The organism is Porphyrobacter sp. THAI-01a, assembly GCF_056868655.1.
Genome location: NZ_CP180579.1, coordinates 602764 through 625059 on the forward strand (window position 1 = coordinate 602764; position 22296 = coordinate 625059).

Here is a 22296-nt window from a genome sequence, read left to right on the forward strand (position 1 = left end):
TGTTGGTCTGTCTTTGGGTTAGGCACTTGGGACGCGCGCGGCTAGGGCGCAAGCATGGAAAATGAGGGGACCTCCCAAGCAGAACTTGTCGGCGAACCTGCCAAGGAACCTGCACGCCCGGCACAGTGGCTGCTGCTGCTGGCGCTGTTCGGCGGCAACGTGGCGCTCGCGATCGGGCCGTGGTTCGTGCGGATCGCCGACACCGGGCCCGTCGCGGCAGGCTTCTGGCGGCTGTTTCTTGCCCTGCCGTTCCTGATCCTGCTGGCGAAGACGAACCACCAGCGGCTGACCGGGATGGGCGCGAGGACGCTCGGGCTGGTGGCGCTGGGGGCGGTGACCTTCGCACTCGATCTGGCGAGCTGGCACATCGGGATCGAGATGACGCGGCTCGGCAATGCGACGCTGTTCGGCAATGCCGGTTCGATCGTGCTGTTGTTCTGGGGCTTCCTCGTCGCGCGCACGCTGCCGGGGCGGCTGGAGTGGCTGGCGATCATCTTCGCGCTTTCGGGGGCGGCGATCCTGATGGGGCGGAGCCTCGAGATTTCGGGCGAGACTCTGATGGGCGACCTGTTCTCGGTCGCGGCGGGGCTGCTTTATGCGGTCTACCTGCTGACCTTGCAGCGCGCGCGCGGCGCTTTCGGGTCGTGGAGCCTGCTCGTCTGGGTGAGCATCTTCGGCTGCCCGGTGCTGCTGGGGATCGCGCTGGCGCTCGGCGAGCCGGTGTGGCCGCAGGCCTGGGGGCCGATCATCGGCCTGTTCATCCTCAGCCAGCTGGTCGGGCAGGGGCTGATGGTCTTCGCCCTGCGCTATTTCCCGCCGCTGGTGGTCGGCCTCGCGCTGCTCACCCAGCCGGCGGTGGCCTCGATCTACGGCTGGCTGGCTTTCGGCGAGGTGCTGTCGGGGATGGACATGGTCGGGATGGTGCTGGTCGGCGCGGCGCTGGCGGTGTCGCGGGCTAGGGCCACCTAGTCCCCGCTGAACCGCACCTTCCCCAGGTCCCCCATCCCCACGGTCCCGCTCGCCATCTCCAGCATCCGGTCGAGGCTGCGCTTGGCCTTCAGGCGGATGCCTTCCTCGATCTCGATCTGCGGCTGGAGGTCGCGCAGGGCGACATACAGCTTCTCCATCGTGTTCAGCGCCATGTAGGGGCAGATGTTGCACGAGCAGTTGCCGTCCGCGCCGGGCGCGCCGATGAAGTTCTTCTCGGGTAGGGCCTTCTGCATCTGGTGGATGATGTGCGGCTCGGTGGCGACGATCAGGGTGTCGCCGGGGAAGGTCTTGGCGAAGCTCAGGATTCCGCTGGTAGAGCCGACGTAATCGGCGTGGTCGATGATCGTCGGCGGGCATTCCGGGTGCGCGGCGATGGGCGCGCCCGGATATTGCTCCTTGAGCTTCAGCAGCTCGGTCTCGGAGAAGGCCTCGTGGACGATGCACACGCCGGGCCACAGCAGCATCTCGCGGTTGAACTTGCGCGCGAGGTAGCCGCCGAGGTGGCGGTCGGGGCCAAAGATGATCTTCTGCTCAGGGGGAATTTGGGCGAGGATCGTCTCGGCGCTCGAACTCGTCACGATGATGTCCGAGAGCGCCTTCACCTCGGTCGAGCAATTGATGTAGGTCAGCGCGATGTGATCGGGGTGCGCCTCGCGGAAGGCGCGGAACTTCTCGGGCGGGCAGCTGTCTTCAAGGCTGCACCCGGCGTCCATGTCGGGCAGGATCACGGTCTTCTGCGGCGAGAGGATCTTTGCCGTGTCGGCCATGAACTTGACCCCGCAGAAGGCGATCACGTCGGCATCGGTCGCCGCCGCCTTGCGCGAAAGCTCCAGCGAATCCCCCACGAAGTCGGCAATGTCCTGGATGTCGGGCGTCTGGTAGTAATGCGCGAGGATCACCGCGTTGCGCTCCCGGCGCAGGCGGTCGATCTCGGCGAGCAGGTCGGCGCCGGTGGGATTGCGGGTCAGCAGGCTCATCGGTTGATCCCTATGGGTCACTCAGGAGCCGCCGATATAGGCGTGCCCGCGGGATTTTCGAGCGAAAAGCGCCGCCTCGGCCTAGCCGGGGAAGCCCGGCGGCAGGAACGGCCCCATCGGCCGCTCGGCCCCCGGGGTGCCGGCGATCACCCACTCCGTGATCGCATAGCCCGCCGGCGAATAGGCGAGCGCCATCGACGCGGCCAACACCCCCACCAGAATGGCCAGCCCCCACAGGTAGGCCGGATGGACCCGCCCCGTGGTGCGCCAGTCGACGATCATCCCGATCAGCGGGAAGATCCAGGTCACCGCGTTGCCGATGAACCAGGCATAGGGGATCGCGAAAGGTAGCGGCAGCAGCCGCCCCAACCCCGGTCCCATCATCACCGCCATCGCGCACAGCATCAGCCGGCGGTGCCAGCCGGTGTAGCGGCGCTGCCGGAGCGACCAGTAGGCGAGCCCCGCAAAGCACAGCAGCAGCGCCGAATTGCTGATCAGGAACTCGTTTTGCGCGAAGAAGAACGGTCCGCCGGTGCGCTGTGCCGCGGTGACCATCACCAGCAGTCCCGCGCAGACCATCACCGGGATATAGGCATAGGCGATCCGCCCCAGCGCGATGTGCAGCGCCCGGTTCCCGCCGGCGATACTGACGTGCTGGACGAGGTAGAGCCCGATCCAGCCCATGAAGATCACGCCGTGGACATGATAAGGCCAGGGCTCGGCAAAGCTCGAGCGGCCGACGATCACGTGCGTGGTGAAGCCCGCCACGATCAGCAGGCTCATCACGAAGGCCATGATCACGAAGAAGCGCGTGCCTTCCACGGTCGCGCGGCGCGGAGCTGCTGCTGTCGCCATTGCCACCTCCCCCTGAAAGCGTCCCCTGCCTGTTAGTGGACCATGGAACGCCCCCGGACGCAAGCGGGAAGGTCTAGGCAGGCAGCCAGACCGCGCCGTCGCGCCGCACGGCGCCGCGCTTTTCCAGGTCGAGGAGGTGGGCGGTGACGCTCATCTCGGCAGCGCCGATCAGGCGTTTGTCGAGGCCCTTGTACATCTCGGGGATGAAGCCGCTGACGGGCCGCGCAGCCTCGCCCAGCAGGCGCAGGATCTGCGCCTCGCGCTGGCGGCGGTGGCCGATCATGCCGCGCACCAGCTGGCGCGGCTTCTCGATCGCCGCGCCGTGGGCCGAGTGATAGCGCACATCCTCGCGCGCCATCAGCTTTTCGAGGCTCGCCATGTAATCGCCCATGTCGCCGTCGGGCGGGATGACGACGCTGGTCGACCAGCCCATGACATGATCGCCGGTGAACAGCGCCCCCGATTCCTCCAGCGCGAAGCACAGGTGGTTCGAGGTGTGCCCCGGCGTGGCGACGGCGGTGAGCGTCCAGCCGGTGCCGCGCATCGCCTCGCCATCGAGCAGCACGCGGTCGGGATCGTAGGTCGGGTCGAAGGCCTCGTCGGAGCGCGGGCCGTCCACCGCCAGCACCAGCGGCGCGCAGCCGACGATCGGCGCGCCGGTCTTCGCCGCGAGCGGGGCAGCGGCGGGGGAGTGGTCGCGGTGGGTGTGGGTGCACATGATCGCGAGCACCCTGCGGCCCGCCACGGCGGCGATGATCGCCTCGATGTGCGCGGGTTCGTCCGGGCCGGGATCGATCACCGCGCAGTCGGGCCCCTTCGCCTCGCCTACGACATAGGTCTGGGTGCCGGTGAAGGTGTAGGGCGAAGGGTTGGGCGCGAGCACGCGCCTGACGAGTGGCTCGACATCTTCGGCAAGGCCGGTGGGCCAGGGTTTCTCGGGGATTGTGACCATGGGGGCACACATGGCCCTGCGATCATCTTTGGGCAAGCCCCGCCCCCGGTCAGGTGGGTCGCAGGGAAGAGCGTCTCGACTTCCCGCGCGCCGTCCGGCTAGGAAGCCGCAAAACGGGAGAGCCTGTCCATGTCCGATTACATCCTCGTCCTCGACGAAGGCACCACCTCCACCCGCGCGATGCTGTTCGCCAGCGACGGGGTGCTGGTCGCCTCGGCGCAGGAGCCGCTCACCCAGCATTATCCGCAAGGCGGTTGGGTGGAGCACGATCCGCGCGAGATCTGGGACAAGACGCTCGCCTGCGCGCAGGCGATGGTGCCCAAGGCGGGCGGGGCGGCGATGATCGCCTGCATCGGCATCACCAACCAGCGCGAGACCGTGGTGGCGTGGGACCGTCAGACCGGCGAGCCGCTGGCCAACGCGATCGTCTGGCAGGACCGCCGAACCGAGCCCTTCTGCGCCGAATTGCGCGAGGCCGGGCACGAGGCGGGGGTGCAGGAGCGCACCGGGCTGCTGCTCGACCCCTATTTCTCGGGCACCAAGATGCGCTGGATGCTCGACAACGTGCCCGAGGTGAAGGCGGCGGCGGACAAGGGCACGCTTGCCTTCGGGACGGTCGAGAGCTGGCTGGTCTACAAGCTGACCGGCGGCGCGGCCCACATCACCGATGCCTCCAACGCCTGCCGCACGCTGCTGATGGGGCTGGAGGACGCGCAGTTCGACGAAGGTCTTTGCGACCTCTTCGGCGTGCCGTTGGCGGCGCTTCCCGGGGTCGTCGACATGGCAGGACCGCTGGCGGTGACCGATCCCGACCTGTTCGGCCGCGCCATCCCGATCACCGGCCTTGCCGGCGACCAGCAGGCCGCGACCGTCGGTCAGGCCTGCCTCGCGCCCGGCCAGACCAAAGCGACCTACGGCACCGGGGCCTTCGTGCTGACCTGCCAGGGCGCCCGCATCCCGCGCTCGAAGAACCGCCTGCTCGGCACGGTGCTGACCCAGATCGAGGGGCAGCGCACCTATGCCATCGAGGGATCGGTGTTCGTCGCCGGGAGCCTCGTCCAGTGGCTCAGGGATTCGCTCGGCATCGTCGATGTGGCGAGCCAGACCGAGGAGCTTGCGCGCTCGATCCCCGACTCAGGCGGGGTGGTGATCGTGCCCGCGCTCTCTGGCCTCGGCGCGCCGCACTGGCATGCCGAGGCGCGCGGGGTGATCGCCGGGCTCTCCTTCGCCAGCGGCAAGGCCGAGCTTGCCCGCGCCGCGCTGGAGGCGATGGCGCACCAGACCCACGATCTTGCCGCCGCCTATGCCGCCGACGGGGCGCCGTGGCACACCCTGCGGATCGACGGCGGCATGGCGGCCAACGACTGGATGGCGCAGGATCTCGCCGACGTGCTCGGGGTGCCGGTGGAGCGGCCGGGCTTCATCGAGACCACGGCGCTGGGCGCGGCGATGCTGGCGGCGAGCGGGGCGGGGCTTTACCCCGATCTAGCCAGCGCGGCGCAGGCGATGCGCGGACGGCTGAGCCGCTTCGAACCGGCGATGGCGGCAGAGGTGCGGGACGCGCGGCTGGCGGCGTGGAAGAAAGCGCTCGCTGCCGCGTGACCGCTTAACCCAGCCTTCCGAGTTCCCGCCCGATGCGATCCTGGAAGGCGCGGGCGGGGGAGGTCAACTCGAAATGCTGGCGCCATGCCTCGTCGAGGCGGGCGATGCGCTGGTGGAGCCTTTCGGTATCGGCGATCAGCTCGCGGGTCTCGGGTTCGAGCAGCGCGAGCTGCGCCGCGTCCGAACCGCGATCAGGCGGCAGGGCGCCGTGAAGGCGCACCTGGCTCTCGCTCAATTCTCCCGAGAACAGGGCGCGCTGGTTGAGCAGCCAGGCGAGCACATGCATCATGCGGGTGGTCGTCTTCAGCCCCTCGGTCGAGAGCGCGAGGCGCACGAAGGCGTCCTCCCCTGCCATCGGCTCGCGCACGCCGGCGGCGAACACCGCGCGCACCTCGTCAGCCAGAACGAGCGCCTCGGTGTAGAGCGCCTCGATGATCGGGCGCGAGAGATTGGTGGTGCGAGCCATGGGGCGGGAGATTACCCTCCCGGACCCGCGCCCGCTATATCGTCATGGTTACTTTCCAAGCAATTTTCGCGCCCGTCCCTTCCGGAAACAGAATTCACCGTCCGCTAACCACGCGCGGCGGCAGGCGGTCTGCATCGCGCTCCAGCGCGAGCGCGGATCAGGCGATGATATCGGGCAGCAGCGTGTCCTCGATGATCGCGATCTGGTCCTTCAACCGCAGCTTGCGCTTCTTCAGGCGGGCGATCTGGAGCATGTCGGCCGAAGCCGAACCGCGCGCCGCCTCGGTCAGGGCGGCGATCGCGGCGTCGAGGTCGCGATGCTCGGTCTTGAGCAATTCGAGCTTTTTCCTGAGCTCCTGCTCGGTCATTCGCCCCTTGTCCTTCTCGTCCGGCGGCACGCTGCGTCACGCCCGCAAATGCATGCCCCCGCTACGCGTTCCCGCGCCGTGTTGGAAGATGGCTTTGCGCGCTGCCCCCCGTCCTCGCGAAAACGGCCCGTCGCAGCCGCGTGCGGATGCGCCGCTTAAGGAATGATCAGGGCTTTGCAAGCTAGCCTGTCTGTGGTTCTTTCGAACCTGCGGCCCGGCCGCACCGTCGGCCGAGTCGCCTGCCCGGGGGCATCCCCCCGCTTTGACAGGAGAACGCCACATGGCATCGACCGCAGTGTCCTCGCACCTCAACGCCCTCCAGACCAAGCACGCCGGCCTCGAAGCCCGTCTGCGCGAAGAGATGGCCCGGCCCGTGCCCGACACCGCGACGATCCAGTCCCTGAAGAAGCAGAAGCTGCGATTGAAGGAAGAGATCGCCGGCGTCTGACGCAGACGGATTGTCGCCTGAACGGGCGGCGGCCTGCGATCAGGGCTTTTGCATTTGCCGCGCCGGTCGCATAGACCTGCGCAGGTGATGACCGCAGCCGCTGCCGCCCGCCAGATCCTGACCCGCCTGACCGAGGTCATGGCCTCGCGCCTCCACGCGCAGGCCAAGTTGGACCAGGTGGTCGAGATCATCGGCGAATGCCTTTCGAGCGAGGTGTGCTCGATCTATCTCCTGCGCGAGGGGATGCTCGAGCTGTTCGCGACGCGCGGCCTCAACCAGAGTGCGGTGCACGTCACCCGCATGGCGATCGGCGAGGGCCTGACCGGCGCGATCGCCCAGAAGGTCGAGACGCTCAACCTCGCCGAGGCCAAGGCCCACCCCGATTTCCAGTATCGCCCCGAGACGGGAGAGGAGAAGTTCCACTCCTTCGCCGGGGTGCCGATCGTCTACCGCGAGCGGGCGGTGGGGGTGCTGTGCGTCCAGCACGTCGAGCCGCGCCGCTACGAGGAAGTCGAGATCGAGGCGCTCCAGACCACCGCAATGGTGCTCTCCGAACTCATCGCCAATGCCGAACTGGTCGACGAGGAACAGGCGCTGGGCCTGACCGCCGAACAGACCGGCCCGCAGACCCTCACCGGCCTGACGCTGGTCAAGGGGCTGGGGGCAGGGGTCGCGGTCTATCACCAGCCCCGCGTCGAGATCACGCAGGTCATGGCCGAGGACATCGAGGCCGAGCGCCAGCGCGTCTACCGCGCCTTCGACAAGATGCGCGAGCAGATCGACGGGCTCGCCAGCCAGGCCGAATTCGGCGTCGGCGGCGAGCACGAGGAGGTGCTCGAGACCTACAAGATGTTCGCCTATGACGAGGGCTGGTCGCGGCGCATCAACGAGGCGATCGACTCCGGCCTCACTGCCGAGGCCGCGATCGAGCGCGTGCAGCAGCACACCCGGATGCGGATGCGCGAGATCGACGATCCGCTGCTTGCCGACCGGATGCACGATCTGGAGGATCTGGCGAACCGCCTGATCCGCATCGTCGCAGGCCAGGTCGGCACGGCGGCCTCCCAGGGCCTGCGCAAGGACACGATCCTGATCGCCCGCAACCTCGGCCCGGCCGAACTGCTCGAATACGACAAGCGGCGGCTGAAGGGCGTGATCCTAGAGGAAGGCTCGCTCACCGCCCACGTGGTGATCGTGGCGCGGGCGATGAACGTGCCGGTGATCGGGCGCATCGCCAACGGCAAGGGTGCGGGCGTGCGCGGCACGATCCGCGAGGGCGACGAGATCCTGCTCGATGCGACCGCGGGCAACGCCATCGTCCGCCCGCTGCCGCAGGTCGCCGATGCTTTCCATGCGCGCTTCGCCAAGAGCCGCGAGAAGCAGGCGGCCTATGCCAGCTTGCGCGATGTCGAGCCCTTTACCCGATGCGGCACGCGCATCCAGGTGATGATGAATGCCGGCCTGCGCGACGACATGAGCGCGCTCGGCCTGACCGGTGCGGACGGGGTGGGGCTGTTCCGCACGGAGTTCCAGTTTCTCGTCTCCGCCACCCTGCCCCAGCGCGAGCGGCAGACGCGGCTCTACCGCGACGTGCTCGATGCGGCGGGCGACAAGCCGGTGATCTTCCGCACGGTCGATATCGGCGGGGACAAGTCGGTGCCCTATCTCGCGTCCGAGATCGCCGCGCAGGACGAGAACCCGGCGATGGGCTGGCGCGCGCTGCGGCTGGCGCTGGAGCGCGAGGGATTGATGAAGATCCAGGCGCGCTCGCTGCTGGAGGCGGCGGCGGGGCGCTCGCTTTACGTGATGTTCCCGATGGTGTCCGAGCCGTGGGAATTCGATGCCGCCAAGGCCGTGTTCGACGAGCAGCTCGCCTTCCTGCGCGCGCAAAAGAAGCTGCTGCCCGAGCGCATCCACTTCGGCGCGATGCTCGAAGTGCCCGCGCTCGCCGAAGTGCTCGACCTGCTGTTGCCGCGCCTCTCCTTCCTGTCGATCGGGACGAACGACCTGACCCAGTTCCTGTTCGCCGCCGACCGCGCGAACCCCAAGCTGGCCGAACGCTACGACTGGCTCTCGCCTTCCATCCTGCGCTTCCTGCGCCGCGTGATGCAGACCAGCATCGGCAGTGGCGTCGATATCGGGGTGTGCGGCGAGATGGGCGGGCGCCGGCTCGAGGCGCTGGCGCTGATGGGGATCGGCTACCGCCGCCTCTCGATCACGCCCGCGGCGGTCGGCCCGATCAAGGAGCTGGTGCGCAAGGTCGACCTCGCCGAGCTGACGGCGGCGATGAACGGCTGGCTCGCGAGCCCGCAAGGGTCGCTGCGCACCGCGCTGTCCGAATGGGCCGATGCGCGCGATATCGAATATGATTGAGGTCACCATGCGGAGAGGCGTGCGCGGGATGCGGCGGCGTGCTATTGCGGCGCTTGACAGGACGCACCCCGGCGGGTGAGTCCGCGTTCAAGCCGAATTCACCACAACTCTCATACACGAAGCCTCGACAAGAAGGCGCGGGACCCGGGTCACATGGACAGCGAAGAAATGAACGGCGCGGATACGGCGCCAGCACCGGAGGCATCCGGTCCCGGCGCATCCCTGCGCGCAGCGCGCGAGGCGCAACGCCTCGAGCTGGCGCATGTCGCCGCCGAGACGCGCATTCCGCTGCGCCATCTCGAGGCGATCGAGGCCGGCGATTTCGAGAGCCTGCCGAGCCGCGCCTACGCGATCGGCTTCTCGCGCACCTTTGCCAAGGCGGTCGGACTCGATCCGGCGGTGATCACCGATGCCGTGCGCGCCGAACTGGCGGACGGCTCGATGCGGCGCACCGTGCCCTCGGCGACGATGGAGCCGGGCGATCCGGCGCGCCTGCCTTCGGCGGGTCTCGCCTGGGCGATGGCGGGGGCGGTGCTGATCCTCGCGGTGGGGAGCTTCGCCTTCTACAACAGCTATTTCGGGGCGGGGAGCGAGCCGGGCACGCTGCTGACGCCCGAACCGGCCGAGAGCGCGCCGGCCCCTGCCGCGAGCCCCGCGCCGACCGCCGCGGCGGTGCCGGGCGGCGCGGTGGTGCTCACCGCGCTCGAGGACAACATCTGGGTGCGCATCTACGAGGAAGGCGGCGAGCGCCTGACCGAGCGCTATCTGAAGAAGGGCGAGACGCTCGAGGTGCCGCCCGCGGCGGTCGATCCGCGGATCAACACCGGGCGACCCGACGCGCTGGCGGTAACGATCGGGGGCCAGCCGGTCGCCCCGCTGTCCGACCGCCCGACGACGATCTCGGGCGTGCCCGTCTCGGCTGCGGCGCTGGCCGCACGCGGCGCTGCCTCTGCTACAGCTGCGGCGACGCCCGTCGCCGGCGAGACGGTGCCCGCCGCGCGAACCTCGCGTCGCCAGCTGTCCGCGCCTGCTTCGGCGAGCGACCGTGCGCCCGCCCCCGCCGAAGCCGCTGCTCCGGCCGAGGCCGCGCCGCCCCCGGCGGGCGATCCGGCACCCCCGGCCTAGCGTTAACCCTTTTCCCGTTGATTAGGGGTCCTGCCGCTCTCGACTTGACCAGCGGCGTTCGGCAGGGTTCCGGCCTCGTTCATCCGGCCCGCGCCAGAGCGGCGCGATCATTGCCAAGGGAGCCTGACCAGCCATGACCCCCACCCCGCGACCCCGCGCCCCGAGGATCATCCCCCTGCGTCTCGCCGGTGCCGTCCTGTCCGCCGCAACTCTCGCCGCCGCCGCGGTCCCCGCGCTCGCGCAGGACGGAGCCGAGGAGGCCCGCCTGCGCAAGATCGAGGCCGAGGTGCGCGCGCTCCAGCGCAAGGTTTTCCCCGGCGGCGACGGGCGCTTCTTCGAACCGCAGATCGCGCCGGGCACGCAAGGCCCCGCGACCACGCCCGCACCCGCCAGCACCGGCGCGCCGTCTACAACCGCAGTGACGGACATTCTCGTGCGGCTCGACGCGCTCGAGGCGCAGCTGCGCACGCTGACCGCGCGCTCGGAGGAACAGGCCAACGCCGTGGGCCTACTCGAACAGCGGGTGGCCGCGCTCGAGACCGCAGGCAATGTGCCGGTCGCCGGCGCTGCACCGGCCATCCGGCCCGCCGCAACGCTGGCTGCCGCGACGCCTGCGCCCGCCCCGGCCACGCCTGCGGCGCGCGCTCCGGCAACGCCGCCGCCCGCCTCCGCCACCACGACCACGCCCCCGCCGGCCCCAACCGTCGCCGCGCCGAGCGCCACGCGGCTCGCGGCCGTGCAGGCGATCGCCAAGCCCCAGACGGCTGACCCGGGCGATGACGAATATTCCTACGGCTTCCGCCTCTGGAACGCCGGGTTCTTCCCCGAGGCGCGCCAGCAGCTGACGAAGTTCGTCGAGCAGTATCCCAATCACCCGCGCATCAGCTTCGGCCGCAACCTGCTGGGCCGCGCCTTCCTCGACGACAACATGCCCAAGGAGGCGGCGCAGTGGTTCCTCAAGAACTACCAGGCCAACAAGGCCGGTGACCGCGCACCCGACAGCCTGCTCTATCTCGGCGCCTCGATGATCGCGATGAAGGACACCAAGCGCGCCTGCATCGCGCTCGCCGAATTTGCCGAAACCTATCCGCTGATCGCCTCCGGGCGGCTGGCGAGCGACTACCAGGCGAACCGCGCGAAGGTGAAGTGCAGCTAGCAGCCCGGTTTGCCGCCGATCTGGCGGCGCTCTGGCCCGGGGATGAGCGCGCGGGCCCGCTGGGCCTCGCCGTCTCGGGCGGGCCGGACAGCCTTGCGCTGCTGCTGCTCGCTCATGCGGCCCTGCCGGGCCGGATCGCGGTCGCCAGTGTCGATCACGGCCTGAGGCCCGAAGCCGCGGGCGAGGTCGCGCTGGTCGAGCGGGTCGCTGCCGCGCGAGGCATTCCCTTCACCCCGCTCGCGGTCAAACTGGCTCCCGGCAACCTCCAGGCGCAGGCCCGCGCGGCACGTTATGCGGCGCTGGCGGAGTGGGCGAGGGCAGCAGGGCTGGGTGCGGTGGCGACCGCGCACCATGCCGACGACCAGGCCGAGACCTTGCTCATGCGCCTCAACCGGGGGAGCGGGCTGGCGGGCCTTGCCGGCGTGCGCCCGCGCGCGCGGCTCGAGGGCACCGAGATCCCGCTGCTGCGCCCCCTGCTAGGCTGGCGCAAGGCCGAACTGGCGCAGGTCGTGGCCGAGGCCGGGATCACCCCCGCAGCCGACCCTTCCAACACCGACCCCGCCTTCGACCGCGCGCGCCTGCGCGCCCGGCTGGCCGAAGCGGACTGGCTCGACCCCGTGCAGATCGCCGCCAGCGCGGCGCATCTGGCGGAAAGCTGGCAGGCGCTCGAATGGTATGCCGAACTCGACTGGCACGAGATGGTGATGCGCGAGGACACGCCCGAGGGCCCGCCGGGCTACACCTATTGCGCCAATGTCCCGCGGGTGATCGCGATCGAGACGATCCTGAGGATCATCGCCGCGCTCGGCGGCCACACCACCCGCGGCGAGGCCGCGCGGGCGTGGGAGCGCCTGTGGGCGGGGGAGAACGCCTCGCTTGGCGGGGTGCTGGCGGTGCCCGGGGCGGAGCGGGTCGAGAAGGTCGGCGTGACGATGCGCGTCTGGCGCTTCAGGCCGGAGCCGACGAGGGGTTCGGTAAACTGAACATCCGTCGGCGGGCCGCGATCACATCACCTTGTCGCCGACCCCGATCATCTTGCCGCGGGTGATGATCACCTTGTCCCCGCGCTTGGCGGCGGCGAACAGCAGGGCGGCGAATTCGTCGGGCACGCCGATGCAGCCGTGCGAGGCATAGCCGTTCAGCACCGGCGACCCGTGGATCGCGATCCCGTCCCATGTCAGGCGCAGGGTGTGCGGCATGGGGGCGTTGCCGTATTTCTCGGAGACGTTGTCCTTCTCCTTGGTGAGGATCGGGAAGGTGCCGAGCGGTGTCGGGTGCGCGCGCGTGCCGAGCAGGGCGACGGCGGTGCCGATCTCGTGCCCGTCGCGGAAGGCGCTGATGACGCGCGCCTCGAGGTCGACGGTGATGACGAGCTTGCCGGTCGCGGGCGCGGCGCTTTCGTCCCAGAACCAGTCGCCGTAGCGGATCGAGCCTTCGATCGGCAGGATCGACTTGATGACGAAGGGATCGCGGCTCGCCGGGGCCGGCGCGGGCGCGGCGACGGGAAGGGGCTGCACCACCTCGGCGGCGATCATGCGCACGGCCGGCCCGCGCGGGGCTTCCTCGTAGGCGTAGGCTTCCTCGGCTGATTCAGAGTCTTGCGCAGACGCGCCGTCCAGCGGGGGCAGGCCGGCATAGACAGCGGCGGCATCCGCCCGCTCGGGCATCTCGGCGTCGGGGTCGATCGCCTCGAAGTTGCCCGCAGCGCGCGCCGCGACGGCCTCGGCCGCGTCGGCGGCCTGACCTGCGGGGACTTGCGCGAAGGCGGCATATTGCAGCAGCGCGACGGCGGCGAGGAAGGCGAGTATCCGGACCATGCGGCGGATTATGCCGCGTCAGCCGGTTGGTTGCCAGCGGTTAACCGTGCGGCGTCCCTTGCGGGGACGCGCCGGAGGCAGGGGTTAACGTGGAGGATCATTGCCGAAGGGGCTGTCGCTTCGCTCTTCCCTTTGCAGGCGGATCGCGGGAAAAGGCCGTGTGAACAAGGGGATCATACGCATGGCATCAACCTTTCGCCCGCTACTCGCGCTGACCGGCGCACTGCTCGCGCCGCCGCTCGCGGCTGGAGAGCCCGCTGCCGAGCCGCTGCCCGATCTGGCGGCGATGGATGCCCGCGGGATTGCGCAGCTTTTCGCACAGGACGAGAACCGCTGGATGCGCGAGCCGTGCACCTTCGGCGTGCCGGTAACCACCGCGCTCGAGGGCAAGGCCAACGATCCCTCCAAGATCAAGCCCCTGCGCCTGTTTGCCGAGGCGCTGTGCGCCGATCGCGAAAAGCGCTATGCCGATGGCGCCCGGATCGCGGCCGCTTTGGCTGCGCTCCATCCGGCCGATCCCCTGACGGGTCTCCTGCTTTACTTCGCCCACCGTCTCGACGATGCGGACACCGCGATAGCCCATCTGCGCGGGCTCGACGATGCCGGGCTCGGGAAGCTTGATCCCGACGATTACTGGACCGCCATGCGTCTCGCGCAGCGGGTCGGGCGGTCGGCCGAATTCGATGCGCTCGCGCTGGCATGGGCCGATGGCGGCAAACTCGCCTTCCTTGATACCGCTCTCCACGAAGGCGTCGCGATGGCAGGCCTGCGCGCGGCGGCCGTGGCGGGGCGCGGCGATCTGGCGGAGGGACTGCTGGTGTCGATCACGAGTCCGGTCAGCTACATCACCATGCTCACGCGCCTGATCTACGCGCCCTTCTGGCCGCAGATCGAGGCCCGCGCCGGCAACCATCTGGCGCTCATCGGGGAGGAGCACGTGCGCGTCACCCGAGCCCGGCTTGTCAATGCACCGGAGGATCGCGACCGCTTCTCCGAGGCGGCCCATGCGCTCCACTACAACGGCCAGTTCGCAGACGCGATCGCGCTCGCGCAGCGGTGGCGCGAGAGGGCGGCACGCGGCAAGGCGATAGAGGAGGGCGATGCGTGGGCGCTCAACATCGAAGCCTATGCCCATGATTCGCTGGGAGAGACCAAGAAGGCCGATGCGGTGTTCGAGGAGCTGGCGAAGCTCGATCCCGACGAGCACAACTGGGTGGTGAACTTCGTCATAAACCGTGCCACCCGGCTGGTCGGGCAGGGACGCTGGAAGGAGGGCCTCAAGGCGACCGAACTCGCGCGCAAGGTCGCGGAAAAGCAGGGCAGCACCTATGCGAAGCTGATCATTGCCAGCGATCGCGCCTGCGCCCTGGAGCGGCTGGGCAGGGCCGGGGATGCGGCGCCGGAGCTCGCCTATCTGCGCGAGAACTGGAAGGAGGGTGTGGGTCTTGCCGTGCGCGGCCTGCTATGCCACCGGCAAGAGGCCGAGGCCGTGGGCCTTCTGCTCGACGGGCTGCGCGACGAGACGACGCGCCCGCGAACGCTGGCGGCATTCGAGACCGACGAGCTCGACCTGTTCTACACCGCCACGATCCTGCGCCAGCCGAGCGACCTCACGGCCGCCCATGCCGATCTCGCCGCCGAACTGGCGAAGCATGTGCGCCCCATGCCCGAGGCCTTTATACCGCAAGCCGCGCTGAAGCGGGTGGCGCGCAAGGAAGGGGCGGCCCGCTAGGCGCGCAGCCTCAGGCGATCACCCCGAACAGGTCGTGGGCGTCGGCATCCTCGATGGTCGCCTCGACGATGTCGCCGGGGGCGAGGGTGGCGGGGACGTTCCTGAGATACACGGCCCCGTCGATCTCGGGCGCGTCGGCCTGCGAGCGGCCGGTGGCGCCGATGTCGCCGTCCTCGTCGGGTTCGCCCACCTCGTCGATGATGACGGGGAGCGTGCGACCGACCTTGGCGGCGAGCTTGGCGGCGCTGATGCGCTCGGTCACTTCCATGATCCGGGCGTAGCGTTCTTCCTTCACGGCCTCGGGCACCTGATCGGGCAGGGCATTGGCCGCCGCGCCCTCGACAGGCTCGAAACGGAAGGCGCCGACGCGGTCGAGCTGCGCTTCCTCGAGCCAGTCGAGGAGATACTGGAAGTCCTCCTCGGTCTCGCCGGGGAAGCCGACCACGAAGCTGGAGCGGATCGCGATGTCAGGGCAGATCGCGCGCCAGCTCTTGAGGCGCTCGAGCACCTTGGCCTCGTTGACGGGGCGGCGCATCAGCTTGAGCACCTTGGGGCTCGCGTGCTGGAAGGGGATATCGAGATAGGGCGTGAGCAACCCCTCGGCCATCAGCGGGATGACCTGATCGACGTGCGGGTAGGGGTAGACGTAGTGGAGCCGCACCCAGGGCGTCTGCCCGTCCGGCGTGCGCAGCTGGCCCAGTTCGCGCGCCATGTCGGTCATGTGGGCGCGCACCTCGCGGTCCTTCCACTGGCGCGGCTCGTGGCGGATATCGACCCCGTAGGCGCTGGTGTCCTGACTGATGACGAGCAGCTCCTTGGTGCCCGCCGCAACCAGCTTTTCCGCCTCGCGCAGCACCGCATCGATGCGGCGGCTGGCGAGCTTCCCGCGCAGGGCGGGAATGATGCAGAAGGCGCAGGAGTGGTTGCAGCCCTCGGAAATCTTCAGGTAGCTGTAGTGGCGCGGGGTCAGCTTGATGTCGGGCTGCGGGATCAGGTCGACGAATGGCCCCTGCGAGGGCGGCGCGTGGGTGTGCACCGCCTCGACCACCTGCTCGTACTGGTGCGCCCCCGTCACCGCGAGCACCTGCGGGTGGACGGCGCGGATCGCGTCCGCCTCTTCGCCCATGCAGCCCGTCACGATCACGCGGCCGTTCTCGGCGATCGCCTCGCCGATCGCGGCGAGGCTTTCCTCCTTGGCGCTGTCGAGGAAGCCGCAGGTGTTGACCAGCACCACGTCAGCGCCCGCGTAGTCCTCGGCGAAGGCATAGCCGTCGGCGCGCAGGCGGGTGAGGATGCGCTCGGAATCGACGAGCGCCTTGGGGCAGCCGAGGCTGACCATCCCGATCTTCTTCTGGTCGGGCAGGGTGAGGGGGGCGGAGGTCATGGCGGCGCGCCCCCTACACTGTGTAGCCCTCTCGCGCTAGGCTTGACGATCATCGGCCCCGGCGGGCATGACGGGAACCATGATCGCCAAGCTCTTCACCGACCACCCGCAGTCCATCGGCGAGACCTACTCGCAGCACGCCCGCACCGCGCTGAGCTTCGGCTGGCGCATGGTGGTGGGCGGGCTCGCCTGCATGGTCCACGCCATCGTCCCGGGCCTGTTCGTCAAGACCGCGAGCCGCACCGTGGTGCAGCTCGATGCCGAGATGCGCGGGCGCAAGCCGGCGCCGGGGGCGGAGGAATTCGCCTACGTCATCTAGGCTCCGGCCCCTACCCGTGCGCCGCAAAAGGGGCTAAGCTCCCTAGGATGCGGATCGTGATCACCAGGGACACGCAGCAGGATCACATCGCGCTGGAGCGCGCCGACGGCTCGCGCGCGGCTTTCGCCTTCCCGAAGAAGGGCCCCTATCCCCATGATGCCTACCACTTCTTCGTCGAGCGCGAGCTCGGGATGAGGGCGGGCTTCTGGGGGCTGGTCGCAGGCGGGATGGCGCCGGGCGAGGTGCAGGCGCTCGCGCTCGCGGGCGGCCATGCCAGCGCCAAGCGGGCGGGTGTGCCCGATGCGGGCATAGTCGAGCTTCTCCAGGCCGAGCGGCTGGTCGAGTGCTTCGAGGCGGCAAGCTGGAGCGGCGGGGCGGACGATGCCGCGATCATGGCGATGGCCGAACCCGCCTGGGCCGCCTCCCATGTGCCTCCCCCGGCCGGGCTGCCCGGCAGGCTGGCGGCGATCCGCGCCGGACTGGACCCCTTCCTCGAGCAGTGGCGTGCGCTGCCGGTGGGCGAGGCGATCGCCCTCGAATGGCCGGAACTTGCAGGAGAGCAGGCATGAACGATTTCGCCCTCCTGCCGGTTCTGGCAGGAACGCTGGCCTTCTTCCTCGTGGGGGCGCTGTGGTACGGGCTGATCTTCGCCAAGCCGTGGCAGCGCGTGGCGGGGTTGACCAACACCCAGCTCCAGGTCGGCAAGATGGGGCTGATCTTCGCGCTGACCTTCGCCTTCGAGATGCTGATCGCGATGGTGCTGTGGCACCTCCTCGCCCGCACCGACCCGCCGCCCCACGTGGTGATGATGATGGCGCTGGGCTTCGCCGGCGGCGTGATGATCCCCGCGATCGGGATCAACTACCTCTATCTCAGGAAGCCTTTCACGCTGTTCCTGATCGACGCCGGGCACTTCCTCGTCGGCATGGCGGCGATGGGCGGGGTGTTCGTCTGGTTCCGGGGCTGAGGCGGTTCGACGGACACGCGAAGTTTACAAAGTTGACACTGTAAACTTCGATTTCCTGCGGGAATTTCCACGATATTTCATGTTGTTGCTCGGCAAAACCGAAGTTGACACTGTGTCTTGTGTTTTCTCCGCCTGAATGGGGAGCCGGACAGCCCTGCGCGGCGACCTCGCGCGGCATCAACGATGCGAAAGAACCGCCCGAGGCTAGCGGCAAGCCCCCCGGTAGGAAAGCGCGCCACGCGTCCGATTTCGGGAGTGCGGAAAGTTGGCACGAATGGCGGAAAGTGGGTGGGAAGCTGCCATTACCCCACACCGTCGCCCCGTGCTTGACACGGGGCTTGGCTGTTCTTCGTCAGCTGTGGCTGCGATACTCTGACGATGGAAAAGGGTGGCTGGGTCTACATCATGGCGAACCGCTATCGCGGCGGAATGTATGTCGGCGTGAGCGCGGATGCGCTCGCCCGCGTCCATCGGCACCGCGAGGGCACGGGTTCGCGCCATGTCGCTGATTTCGCGAAGACGCGGCTGGTCCATGTCGAACGCCACGACACCATCGAAGGCGCCATCGCCCGCGAGAAGCTGGTCAAGAAATGGCGGCGCGAATGGAAGTTCGCGCTGATCGAGGCGGACAATCCCGATTGGGACGATTTGTGGGAGCGGTGGTTCGCACCCCAGCCGGAGCAGAAGTAGCCAAGCCCCGTGTCAAGCACGGGGCGACGATGAAGGGAATGACTGCAACGGGGTCGATTGCCGAACGTCCGCTTTCGGCGGCGAGATGGCTCAAGCTGCCGTCCAAATAACCGTCGCCCCGTGCCTGACACGGGGTCAGGCTTGTCTTCTTCTCGGTCCGCAGGAAAGTAGCCAGGCCCCGTGTCGAGCACGGGGCGACGAGCAGGGAACGGAGCGCGCCGTTTTCCTACACGCCCGCCAGCCGTTACGATCCGCCCGGCTCTTTCCCATTGTCCTGTCCGGCCTGCGAGGCCGTTTCGCCATTCGGGGCGTGAAACAAGGCCCCGCTCCCCTGTCCGTCCGCCGCACGGAAGGGGGTGCAAATTGCTGTAATTATTGTAGATGTCTTGGCATCGGCAAGCGGACAGGGTGTCCGCTTTGTCCGCTTCGGTGCCCGGGCATCCGCCCGGCCGCCTAATCCGCCTCGCTCCCCGCCGTGGGCACGATCTCGACCACCACGTCGCCGGGCTGGAGGGTCTGGCACTCGGGTTCCCAGAAGCCGATCGGGCGGCCGCCTCGATAGACGCGCAGGCCCTGCCCGCCGCTGGTGAGGTCGGTGATCGAGCGCCCGCATTCCTCAGGGCTGACCACCCGCTCGACCAGTTGCACCCGGCCTTCCACGCTGGCGAGGTCGGCGAGGTAATCGGCGATGTGCGCGCCCTTGACGCTGCCCGCCAGCAGCAGGCCGGTGAAGCGCACCGGGTTGATGACGTTGTTGGCGCCGGCCTGATGCGCCAGCAGCTCGTTGTCCTCGGCGCGCACCACCACGCTGATCGGCACCTTGGGCGCGAGGTGGCGCACGGTGAGCACGATCAGGATCGAGGTGTCGTCGCGCCCGGCGCTGACCAGCACGCTCGATGCCTCGGCGATCCGCACCGCCTTGAGCGTCTCGTCGCGCGTCGCATCGCCCGCCATGACGTTGACGCCGAGCTTCTCGGCCTCGGCCAGCCGGTCCTCGCCGGGGTCGATGACCACGATGCAGCGCGGATCGACCCCGCGCTCGATCAGCTCGCCGACGCTCTGCGAGCCCGACACGCCGTAGCCCAGCACCACGACGTGATCGGTCAGCTGTTCCTGAATGCGGGCCATGCGCCATTTCTCCCAGCTGCGCTTGATGACGAAATCGTAGGCCGCGCCCACGAAGATGAACAGGACCGCGATGCGCACGGGCGTGACGATCACCGCTTCGATCAGCCGCGCGCGGTCGGACACCGGGGCGATGTCGCCGAAGCCGGTGGTGGTGACGCTGATCATGGTGAAATAGACCACGTCGAGGAAGCTGATCTGCCCATCGACATTGTCGACCAGCCCCTCGCGGTCCCACCAGTGGATCATGATGACCATGCCGAGCAGGAACAGCGCCAGCCCTGCGCGAAGGCCGAGATCGCCCCAGACCGGGATCCTGACCTGCCGCCGCAGCGGCCGGAATTCGGCCAGCAGCGCCTTGCGCTTGAACGGGTTGCGGCTTGCCGGCTGACCCGTCCCGCGCGCCATCAGTCGGCAAACCTCTCGGCGAGGATGCCGATGGTCGAATAGTGGGTGAGGTCGAGCTGGAGCGGGGTGACGGCGATGAAGCCGTCCTCGATCGCTTCGAGGTCGGTGCCGTGATCCAGCGTGTGCTCGATCGGGTCGAGCCCGAACCAGAAATAGCGGTAGCCGCGCGGGTCGCGGCCCTCGACGATGGTGCCGCGCGAATAGTCGTGGAAGCCCTGGCGCACGACGCGGATGCCCTTGACCTCTTCGGCGGGCAGGGCGGGGAAGTTGACGTTGACGAGCGTGCGGTCGGCGAGCGGCACGTCGATCAGCTTCTCCAGCACCTTCGCCCCCCATTCGCGCGCCGCACCGAAGGGCACCTCGTCGCCCATCCCCTCGCGGGCGTAGACCTGGCTGAAGGCGACCGACCGGACCCCCGCCAGCGCACCCTCGATCGCAGCCGAGACCGTGCCCGAATAGGTGATGTCGTCCGCGAGGTTGGCGCCGCGGTTCACGCCGGAGAGGATGATGTCGGGCGCATCGGGCATGACCTCGCGCAGCGCCATCATCACGGAATCGGTCGGCGTGCCGGTAACGGCAAAGCGCCGCTCGCCGTGCTTCTGGAGCCGCACGGGCCGGGTCAGGGTGAGCGAGTGGCCCGCGCCCGACTGCTCCTCGGAAGGGGCGCAGATCCAGATGTCGTCGGAGAACTGGCGCGCGATTGCTTCCAGCACCTTGAGGCCCGGGGCGTGGATGCCGTCGTCATTGGTAAGGAGGATGCGCATCAGGCCATGCCCCCGGTCCGTTCGTGCTGAGCCTGTCGAAGCACCGTATTTCCTTTGTCTCTGGTCAGGATGAAGAAAGTGCGGCCCTTCGACAAGCTCAGGGCGAACGGGTGGGTTAGTTGGGCGTGATGACTTCCAGCCCGCCCATGTAGGCCCTGAGCGCCTCGGGCACGGTGACGCTGCCGTCGGCGTTCTGGTAATTCTCGATCACCGCCACCAGCGTGCGGCCTACGGCAAGGCCGGAGCCGTTGAGGGTGTGGACGAACTCGGTCTTCTTCTGCTCGCCCGCCACGCGGTAGCGGGTGTTCATGCGGCGGGCCTGGAAGTCGCCGGTGTTCGAGCAGGAACTGATCTCGCGATAGGCGCCCTGTCCGGGGAGCCAGACTTCGAGATCATAGGTCTTGCGCGCGCCGAAGCCCATGTCGCCGGTGCACAGCAGCAGCTTGCGATAGCGGAGGGCGAGGCGCTCGAGGATGGTCTCGGCGGCGCGGGTCATGCGCTGGTGCTCTGCCTCGGAGTCCTCGGGGCGGACGATGGAGACCAGCTCGCACTTCTCGAACTGGTGCTGGCGGATGAACCCGCGCGTGTCGCGTCCCGCAGCGCCGGCTTCCGAGCGGAAACACAAGGTGAGCGCGGTGAGGCGCATGGGGAGGGCGCTCTCGTCGAGCAGCTCGCCCATGACGCTGGCGGTGAGGGAGACTTCCGAGGTGGGGATGAGCCAGCGGCCGTTGGTGGTGCAGAAGCTGTCCTCGGCGAACTTGGGCAGCTTGTCGGTGCCGTACATGGCATCGTCGCCCACCAGCACCGGCGGGTTGCATTCGGCATAGCCGTGTTCGCCGGTCTGCACGTCGAGCATGAACTGGCCGAGCGCGCGGTGGAGCCTTGCCATGCCGCCCCGCAGGAAGGTGAAGCGCGCGCCCGAGAGCCTTGCGCCGGTCTCGAAATCCATGCCCAGCGCAGGGGCGATGACCGCGTGTTCCCTCGGCTCGAAGTCGAAGGTGCGCTTCTCGCCCCATTCCTTCTCGACCCGGTTGTCGGCCTCGTCCGCGCCGTCGGGCACGTCGTCGGCGGGCAAGTTGGGGATGATCTCCAGCGCCGCCTTCAGCTGCCCCGCCAGCTCCTCGGCGCGGGCTTCGAGCGCGGGCATCTGCTCCTTGAGCGCGGCGACCTCGGCCTTGATCGCCTCGGCGCCTTCACGGTCGCCCTTGGCCATGGCCGCGCCGATCAGCTTCGAGGCTTCGTTGCGGCGGCTCTGGGCGACCTGCACCGCGGTGGTCGCGGCGCGGCGCTCCTCGTCGAGCGCGATCAGGGCGGCGGCCTGAGCGGGCAGGCCGCGGCGGGCGAGGCCGGCGTCGAAACCTTCCGGGTTCTCTCGGATCAGACGGATATCGTGCATGGCTCGCGCCTATGCCCGCTCGGGCGGGGCAAGGGAAGGGGGCTTGGCCAACGCGCCGGAGCGCGCGGCAGGTGCGACCTGCGGCGGAACAGCGGGCCCCTCCCGCCGGTTGATGGGTAAAGGAGAAAGACCCATGCTGAAGAAGATCATCGGCGCCGCGATCGGCGCGAGCGTTGCCAAGCGGCACCCGGCGGCAGGCGGCGTGACCGGCGCGGTGCTGGCGAGCGCGGTGCCCTTCGTGCTCACCCGCATCAGCCTGCCGGCGATGGTGGCGCTGGGCGTGGGTGGCTATGCCGCCAAGCGCTACATGGAACGACGGGGGCCGCAGGCGACGCCTGCGCTGCCCCCGCCGTCGGCTCCCGTCCAGCCGTAAGCGAAAAGGA

At 69.0% G+C, this 22296-nt stretch carries 23 protein-coding genes; 13 read left to right on the forward strand and 10 right to left on the reverse strand.

Annotation, left to right across the window (positions count from 1 at the left end):
• The first annotated feature begins 54 nt into the window (after positions 1–54).
• Complete coding sequence (locus ACMX37_RS02965) at positions 55–969, forward strand: DMT family transporter (RefSeq protein WP_483147466.1); 915 nt, start codon at positions 55–57, stop codon at positions 967–969.
• On the opposite strand, the gene nadA is transcribed toward ACMX37_RS02965, so the two are convergent.
• The 3 genes from nadA to ACMX37_RS02980 form a co-directional block, all read right to left on the reverse strand.
• Positions 966–1967 carry a quinolinate synthase NadA gene (gene nadA, locus ACMX37_RS02970; protein WP_483147467.1) on the reverse strand — a complete coding sequence of 334 codons (1002 nt, stop codon included), beginning with the start codon at positions 1965–1967 and terminating at the stop codon, positions 966–968. The two genes, ACMX37_RS02965 and nadA, sit on opposite strands and share 4 nt — an antisense overlap.
• An 81-nt stretch (positions 1968–2048) precedes the next feature.
• Entirely contained in the window at positions 2049–2822 is a 774-nt protein-coding gene (locus ACMX37_RS02975) for a hypothetical protein (RefSeq protein WP_483147468.1), read from the reverse strand.
• 73 nt (positions 2823–2895) lie between these two features.
• Positions 2896–3774 carry an MBL fold metallo-hydrolase gene (locus ACMX37_RS02980; protein WP_483147469.1) on the reverse strand — a complete coding sequence of 293 codons (879 nt, stop codon included), beginning with the start codon at positions 3772–3774 and terminating at the stop codon, positions 2896–2898.
• Between the two features lie 129 nt (positions 3775–3903).
• Here ACMX37_RS02980 and glpK point away from each other — a divergent pair, with 129 nt between their 5' ends.
• Positions 3904–5376 (forward strand): glycerol kinase GlpK, encoded by a 1473-nt coding sequence (glpK, locus tag ACMX37_RS02985; protein ID WP_483147470.1) that lies wholly within the window; start codon positions 3904–3906, stop codon positions 5374–5376.
• A gap of 4 nt (positions 5377–5380) precedes the next feature.
• Here the strand turns inward: glpK and ACMX37_RS02990 are convergent, their stop codons facing one another.
• Positions 5381–5842: a DUF1465 family protein gene (locus tag ACMX37_RS02990; protein ID WP_483147471.1), complete on the reverse strand. Its 462-nt coding sequence runs from the start codon at positions 5840–5842 to the stop codon at positions 5381–5383.
• A 157-nt stretch (positions 5843–5999) separates the two neighbouring features.
• On the reverse strand, positions 6000–6209 hold the full coding sequence (locus ACMX37_RS02995; RefSeq protein WP_017666379.1) for a DUF465 domain-containing protein: 210 nt from the start codon (positions 6207–6209) through the stop codon (positions 6000–6002).
• Between the two features lie 280 nt (positions 6210–6489).
• Between ACMX37_RS02995 and ACMX37_RS03000 the strand changes: the two genes are divergently transcribed.
• The 5 genes from ACMX37_RS03000 (at position 6490) to tilS (ending at position 12294) form a co-directional block, all read left to right on the forward strand.
• Complete coding sequence (locus ACMX37_RS03000) at positions 6490–6657, forward strand: YdcH family protein (protein ID WP_088915209.1); 168 nt, start codon at positions 6490–6492, stop codon at positions 6655–6657.
• A gap of 87 nt (positions 6658–6744) precedes the next feature.
• A complete protein-coding gene (ptsP, locus tag ACMX37_RS03005) occupies positions 6745–9030 on the forward strand; it encodes a phosphoenolpyruvate--protein phosphotransferase (RefSeq protein ID WP_483147472.1) in 2286 nt (761 codons plus the stop codon).
• A 153-nt stretch (positions 9031–9183) separates the two neighbouring features.
• Entirely contained in the window at positions 9184–10155 is a 972-nt protein-coding gene (locus ACMX37_RS03010) for a helix-turn-helix domain-containing protein (RefSeq protein WP_483147473.1), read from the forward strand.
• A gap of 133 nt (positions 10156–10288) precedes the next feature.
• Complete coding sequence (locus ACMX37_RS03015; protein WP_483147474.1) at positions 10289–11311, forward strand: tetratricopeptide repeat protein; 1023 nt, start codon at positions 10289–10291, stop codon at positions 11309–11311.
• Complete coding sequence (gene tilS / locus ACMX37_RS03020) at positions 11302–12294, forward strand: tRNA lysidine(34) synthetase TilS (protein ID WP_483147475.1); 993 nt, start codon at positions 11302–11304, stop codon at positions 12292–12294. Before ACMX37_RS03015 ends, tilS begins: the two co-directional genes overlap by 10 nt.
• A 21-nt stretch (positions 12295–12315) precedes the next feature.
• Here the strand turns inward: tilS and ACMX37_RS03025 are convergent, their stop codons facing one another.
• Complete coding sequence (locus ACMX37_RS03025; protein WP_483147476.1) at positions 12316–13128, reverse strand: L,D-transpeptidase family protein; 813 nt, start codon at positions 13126–13128, stop codon at positions 12316–12318.
• Between the two features lie 181 nt (positions 13129–13309).
• Here ACMX37_RS03025 and ACMX37_RS03030 point away from each other — a divergent pair, with 181 nt between their 5' ends.
• Positions 13310–14860 carry a tetratricopeptide repeat protein gene (locus ACMX37_RS03030; protein WP_483147477.1) on the forward strand — a complete coding sequence of 517 codons (1551 nt, stop codon included), beginning with the start codon at positions 13310–13312 and terminating at the stop codon, positions 14858–14860.
• Positions 14861–14870: 10 nt separating this feature from the next.
• On the opposite strand, the gene rimO is transcribed toward ACMX37_RS03030, so the two are convergent.
• Positions 14871–16244: a 30S ribosomal protein S12 methylthiotransferase RimO gene (gene rimO, locus ACMX37_RS03035; RefSeq protein WP_483147478.1), complete on the reverse strand. Its 1374-nt coding sequence runs from the start codon at positions 16242–16244 to the stop codon at positions 14871–14873.
• Positions 16245–16311: 67 nt separating this feature from the next.
• On the opposite strand from rimO, the gene ACMX37_RS03040 reads away from it, so the two are divergent.
• From ACMX37_RS03040 to ACMX37_RS03055, 4 genes are all read left to right on the forward strand, one after another.
• A complete protein-coding gene (locus tag ACMX37_RS03040) occupies positions 16312–16563 on the forward strand; it encodes a DUF6356 family protein (protein WP_483147479.1) in 252 nt (83 codons plus the stop codon).
• Positions 16564–16619: 56 nt separating this feature from the next.
• Positions 16620–17132, forward strand: coding sequence for a hypothetical protein (locus ACMX37_RS03045; RefSeq protein ID WP_483147480.1), 513 nt, complete (start codon positions 16620–16622; stop codon positions 17130–17132).
• Positions 17129–17530 carry a DUF1761 domain-containing protein gene (locus ACMX37_RS03050; RefSeq protein ID WP_088915199.1) on the forward strand — a complete coding sequence of 134 codons (402 nt, stop codon included), beginning with the start codon at positions 17129–17131 and terminating at the stop codon, positions 17528–17530. The genes ACMX37_RS03045 and ACMX37_RS03050 overlap by 4 nt, the downstream gene beginning before the upstream one ends.
• A 378-nt stretch (positions 17531–17908) precedes the next feature.
• Positions 17909–18220: a GIY-YIG nuclease family protein gene (locus ACMX37_RS03055; protein ID WP_483147481.1), complete on the forward strand. Its 312-nt coding sequence runs from the start codon at positions 17909–17911 to the stop codon at positions 18218–18220.
• 453 nt (positions 18221–18673) lie between these two features.
• Here the strand turns inward: ACMX37_RS03055 and ACMX37_RS03060 are convergent, their stop codons facing one another.
• The 3 genes from ACMX37_RS03060 to serS form a co-directional block, all read right to left on the reverse strand.
• Positions 18674–19753, reverse strand: coding sequence for a potassium channel family protein (locus tag ACMX37_RS03060; RefSeq protein WP_483147482.1), 1080 nt, complete (start codon positions 19751–19753; stop codon positions 18674–18676).
• A complete protein-coding gene (gene surE / locus ACMX37_RS03065; protein ID WP_483147483.1) occupies positions 19753–20517 on the reverse strand; it encodes a 5'/3'-nucleotidase SurE in 765 nt (254 codons plus the stop codon). Before surE ends, ACMX37_RS03060 begins: the two co-directional genes overlap by 1 nt.
• 115 nt (positions 20518–20632) lie before the next feature.
• Positions 20633–21913 (reverse strand): serine--tRNA ligase, encoded by a 1281-nt coding sequence (gene serS / locus ACMX37_RS03070; RefSeq protein WP_483147484.1) that lies wholly within the window; start codon positions 21911–21913, stop codon positions 20633–20635.
• Between the two features lie 133 nt (positions 21914–22046).
• On the opposite strand from serS, the gene ACMX37_RS03075 reads away from it, so the two are divergent.
• Positions 22047–22286 carry a hypothetical protein gene (locus tag ACMX37_RS03075; protein WP_483147485.1) on the forward strand — a complete coding sequence of 80 codons (240 nt, stop codon included), beginning with the start codon at positions 22047–22049 and terminating at the stop codon, positions 22284–22286.
• The last annotated feature ends 10 nt before the right edge of the window (positions 22287–22296 follow it).

What these genes read in the sequence shown, in the direction of transcription:
- ACMX37_RS02965 (WP_483147466.1), top strand. Translation starts at nt 55, where the DNA reads ATGGAAAATGAGGGGACCTCCCAAGCAGAACTTGTCGGCGAACCTGCC.
- ACMX37_RS03000 (WP_088915209.1), top strand. Translation starts at nt 6,490, where the DNA reads ATGGCATCGACCGCAGTGTCCTCGCACCTCAACGCCCTCCAGACCAAG.
- glpK (WP_483147470.1), top strand. Translation starts at nt 3,904, where the DNA reads ATGTCCGATTACATCCTCGTCCTCGACGAAGGCACCACCTCCACCCGC.
- serS (WP_483147484.1), bottom strand. Translation starts at nt 21,913, where the DNA reads ATGCACGATATCCGTCTGATCCGAGAGAACCCGGAAGGTTTCGACGCC.
- ACMX37_RS03015 (WP_483147474.1), top strand. Translation starts at nt 10,289, where the DNA reads ATGACCCCCACCCCGCGACCCCGCGCCCCGAGGATCATCCCCCTGCGT.
- ptsP (WP_483147472.1), top strand. Translation starts at nt 6,745, where the DNA reads ATGACCGCAGCCGCTGCCGCCCGCCAGATCCTGACCCGCCTGACCGAG.
- ACMX37_RS03055 (WP_483147481.1), top strand. Translation starts at nt 17,909, where the DNA reads ATGGAAAAGGGTGGCTGGGTCTACATCATGGCGAACCGCTATCGCGGC.
- surE (WP_483147483.1), bottom strand. Translation starts at nt 20,517, where the DNA reads ATGCGCATCCTCCTTACCAATGACGACGGCATCCACGCCCCGGGCCTC.
- ACMX37_RS03075 (WP_483147485.1), top strand. Translation starts at nt 22,047, where the DNA reads ATGCTGAAGAAGATCATCGGCGCCGCGATCGGCGCGAGCGTTGCCAAG.
- ACMX37_RS02975 (WP_483147468.1), bottom strand. Translation starts at nt 2,822, where the DNA reads ATGGCGACAGCAGCAGCTCCGCGCCGCGCGACCGTGGAAGGCACGCGC.
- rimO (WP_483147478.1), bottom strand. Translation starts at nt 16,244, where the DNA reads ATGACCTCCGCCCCCCTCACCCTGCCCGACCAGAAGAAGATCGGGATG.
- ACMX37_RS03030 (WP_483147477.1), top strand. Translation starts at nt 13,310, where the DNA reads ATGGCATCAACCTTTCGCCCGCTACTCGCGCTGACCGGCGCACTGCTC.
- ACMX37_RS03060 (WP_483147482.1), bottom strand. Translation starts at nt 19,753, where the DNA reads ATGGCGCGCGGGACGGGTCAGCCGGCAAGCCGCAACCCGTTCAAGCGC.
- ACMX37_RS02990 (WP_483147471.1), bottom strand. Translation starts at nt 5,842, where the DNA reads ATGGCTCGCACCACCAATCTCTCGCGCCCGATCATCGAGGCGCTCTAC.
- ACMX37_RS03040 (WP_483147479.1), top strand. Translation starts at nt 16,312, where the DNA reads ATGACGGGAACCATGATCGCCAAGCTCTTCACCGACCACCCGCAGTCC.
- nadA (WP_483147467.1), bottom strand. Translation starts at nt 1,967, where the DNA reads ATGAGCCTGCTGACCCGCAATCCCACCGGCGCCGACCTGCTCGCCGAG.
- ACMX37_RS03025 (WP_483147476.1), bottom strand. Translation starts at nt 13,128, where the DNA reads ATGGTCCGGATACTCGCCTTCCTCGCCGCCGTCGCGCTGCTGCAATAT.
- ACMX37_RS03050 (WP_088915199.1), top strand. Translation starts at nt 17,129, where the DNA reads ATGAACGATTTCGCCCTCCTGCCGGTTCTGGCAGGAACGCTGGCCTTC.
- ACMX37_RS02980 (WP_483147469.1), bottom strand. Translation starts at nt 3,774, where the DNA reads ATGGTCACAATCCCCGAGAAACCCTGGCCCACCGGCCTTGCCGAAGAT.
- ACMX37_RS03010 (WP_483147473.1), top strand. Translation starts at nt 9,184, where the DNA reads ATGGACAGCGAAGAAATGAACGGCGCGGATACGGCGCCAGCACCGGAG.
- ACMX37_RS02995 (WP_017666379.1), bottom strand. Translation starts at nt 6,209, where the DNA reads ATGACCGAGCAGGAGCTCAGGAAAAAGCTCGAATTGCTCAAGACCGAG.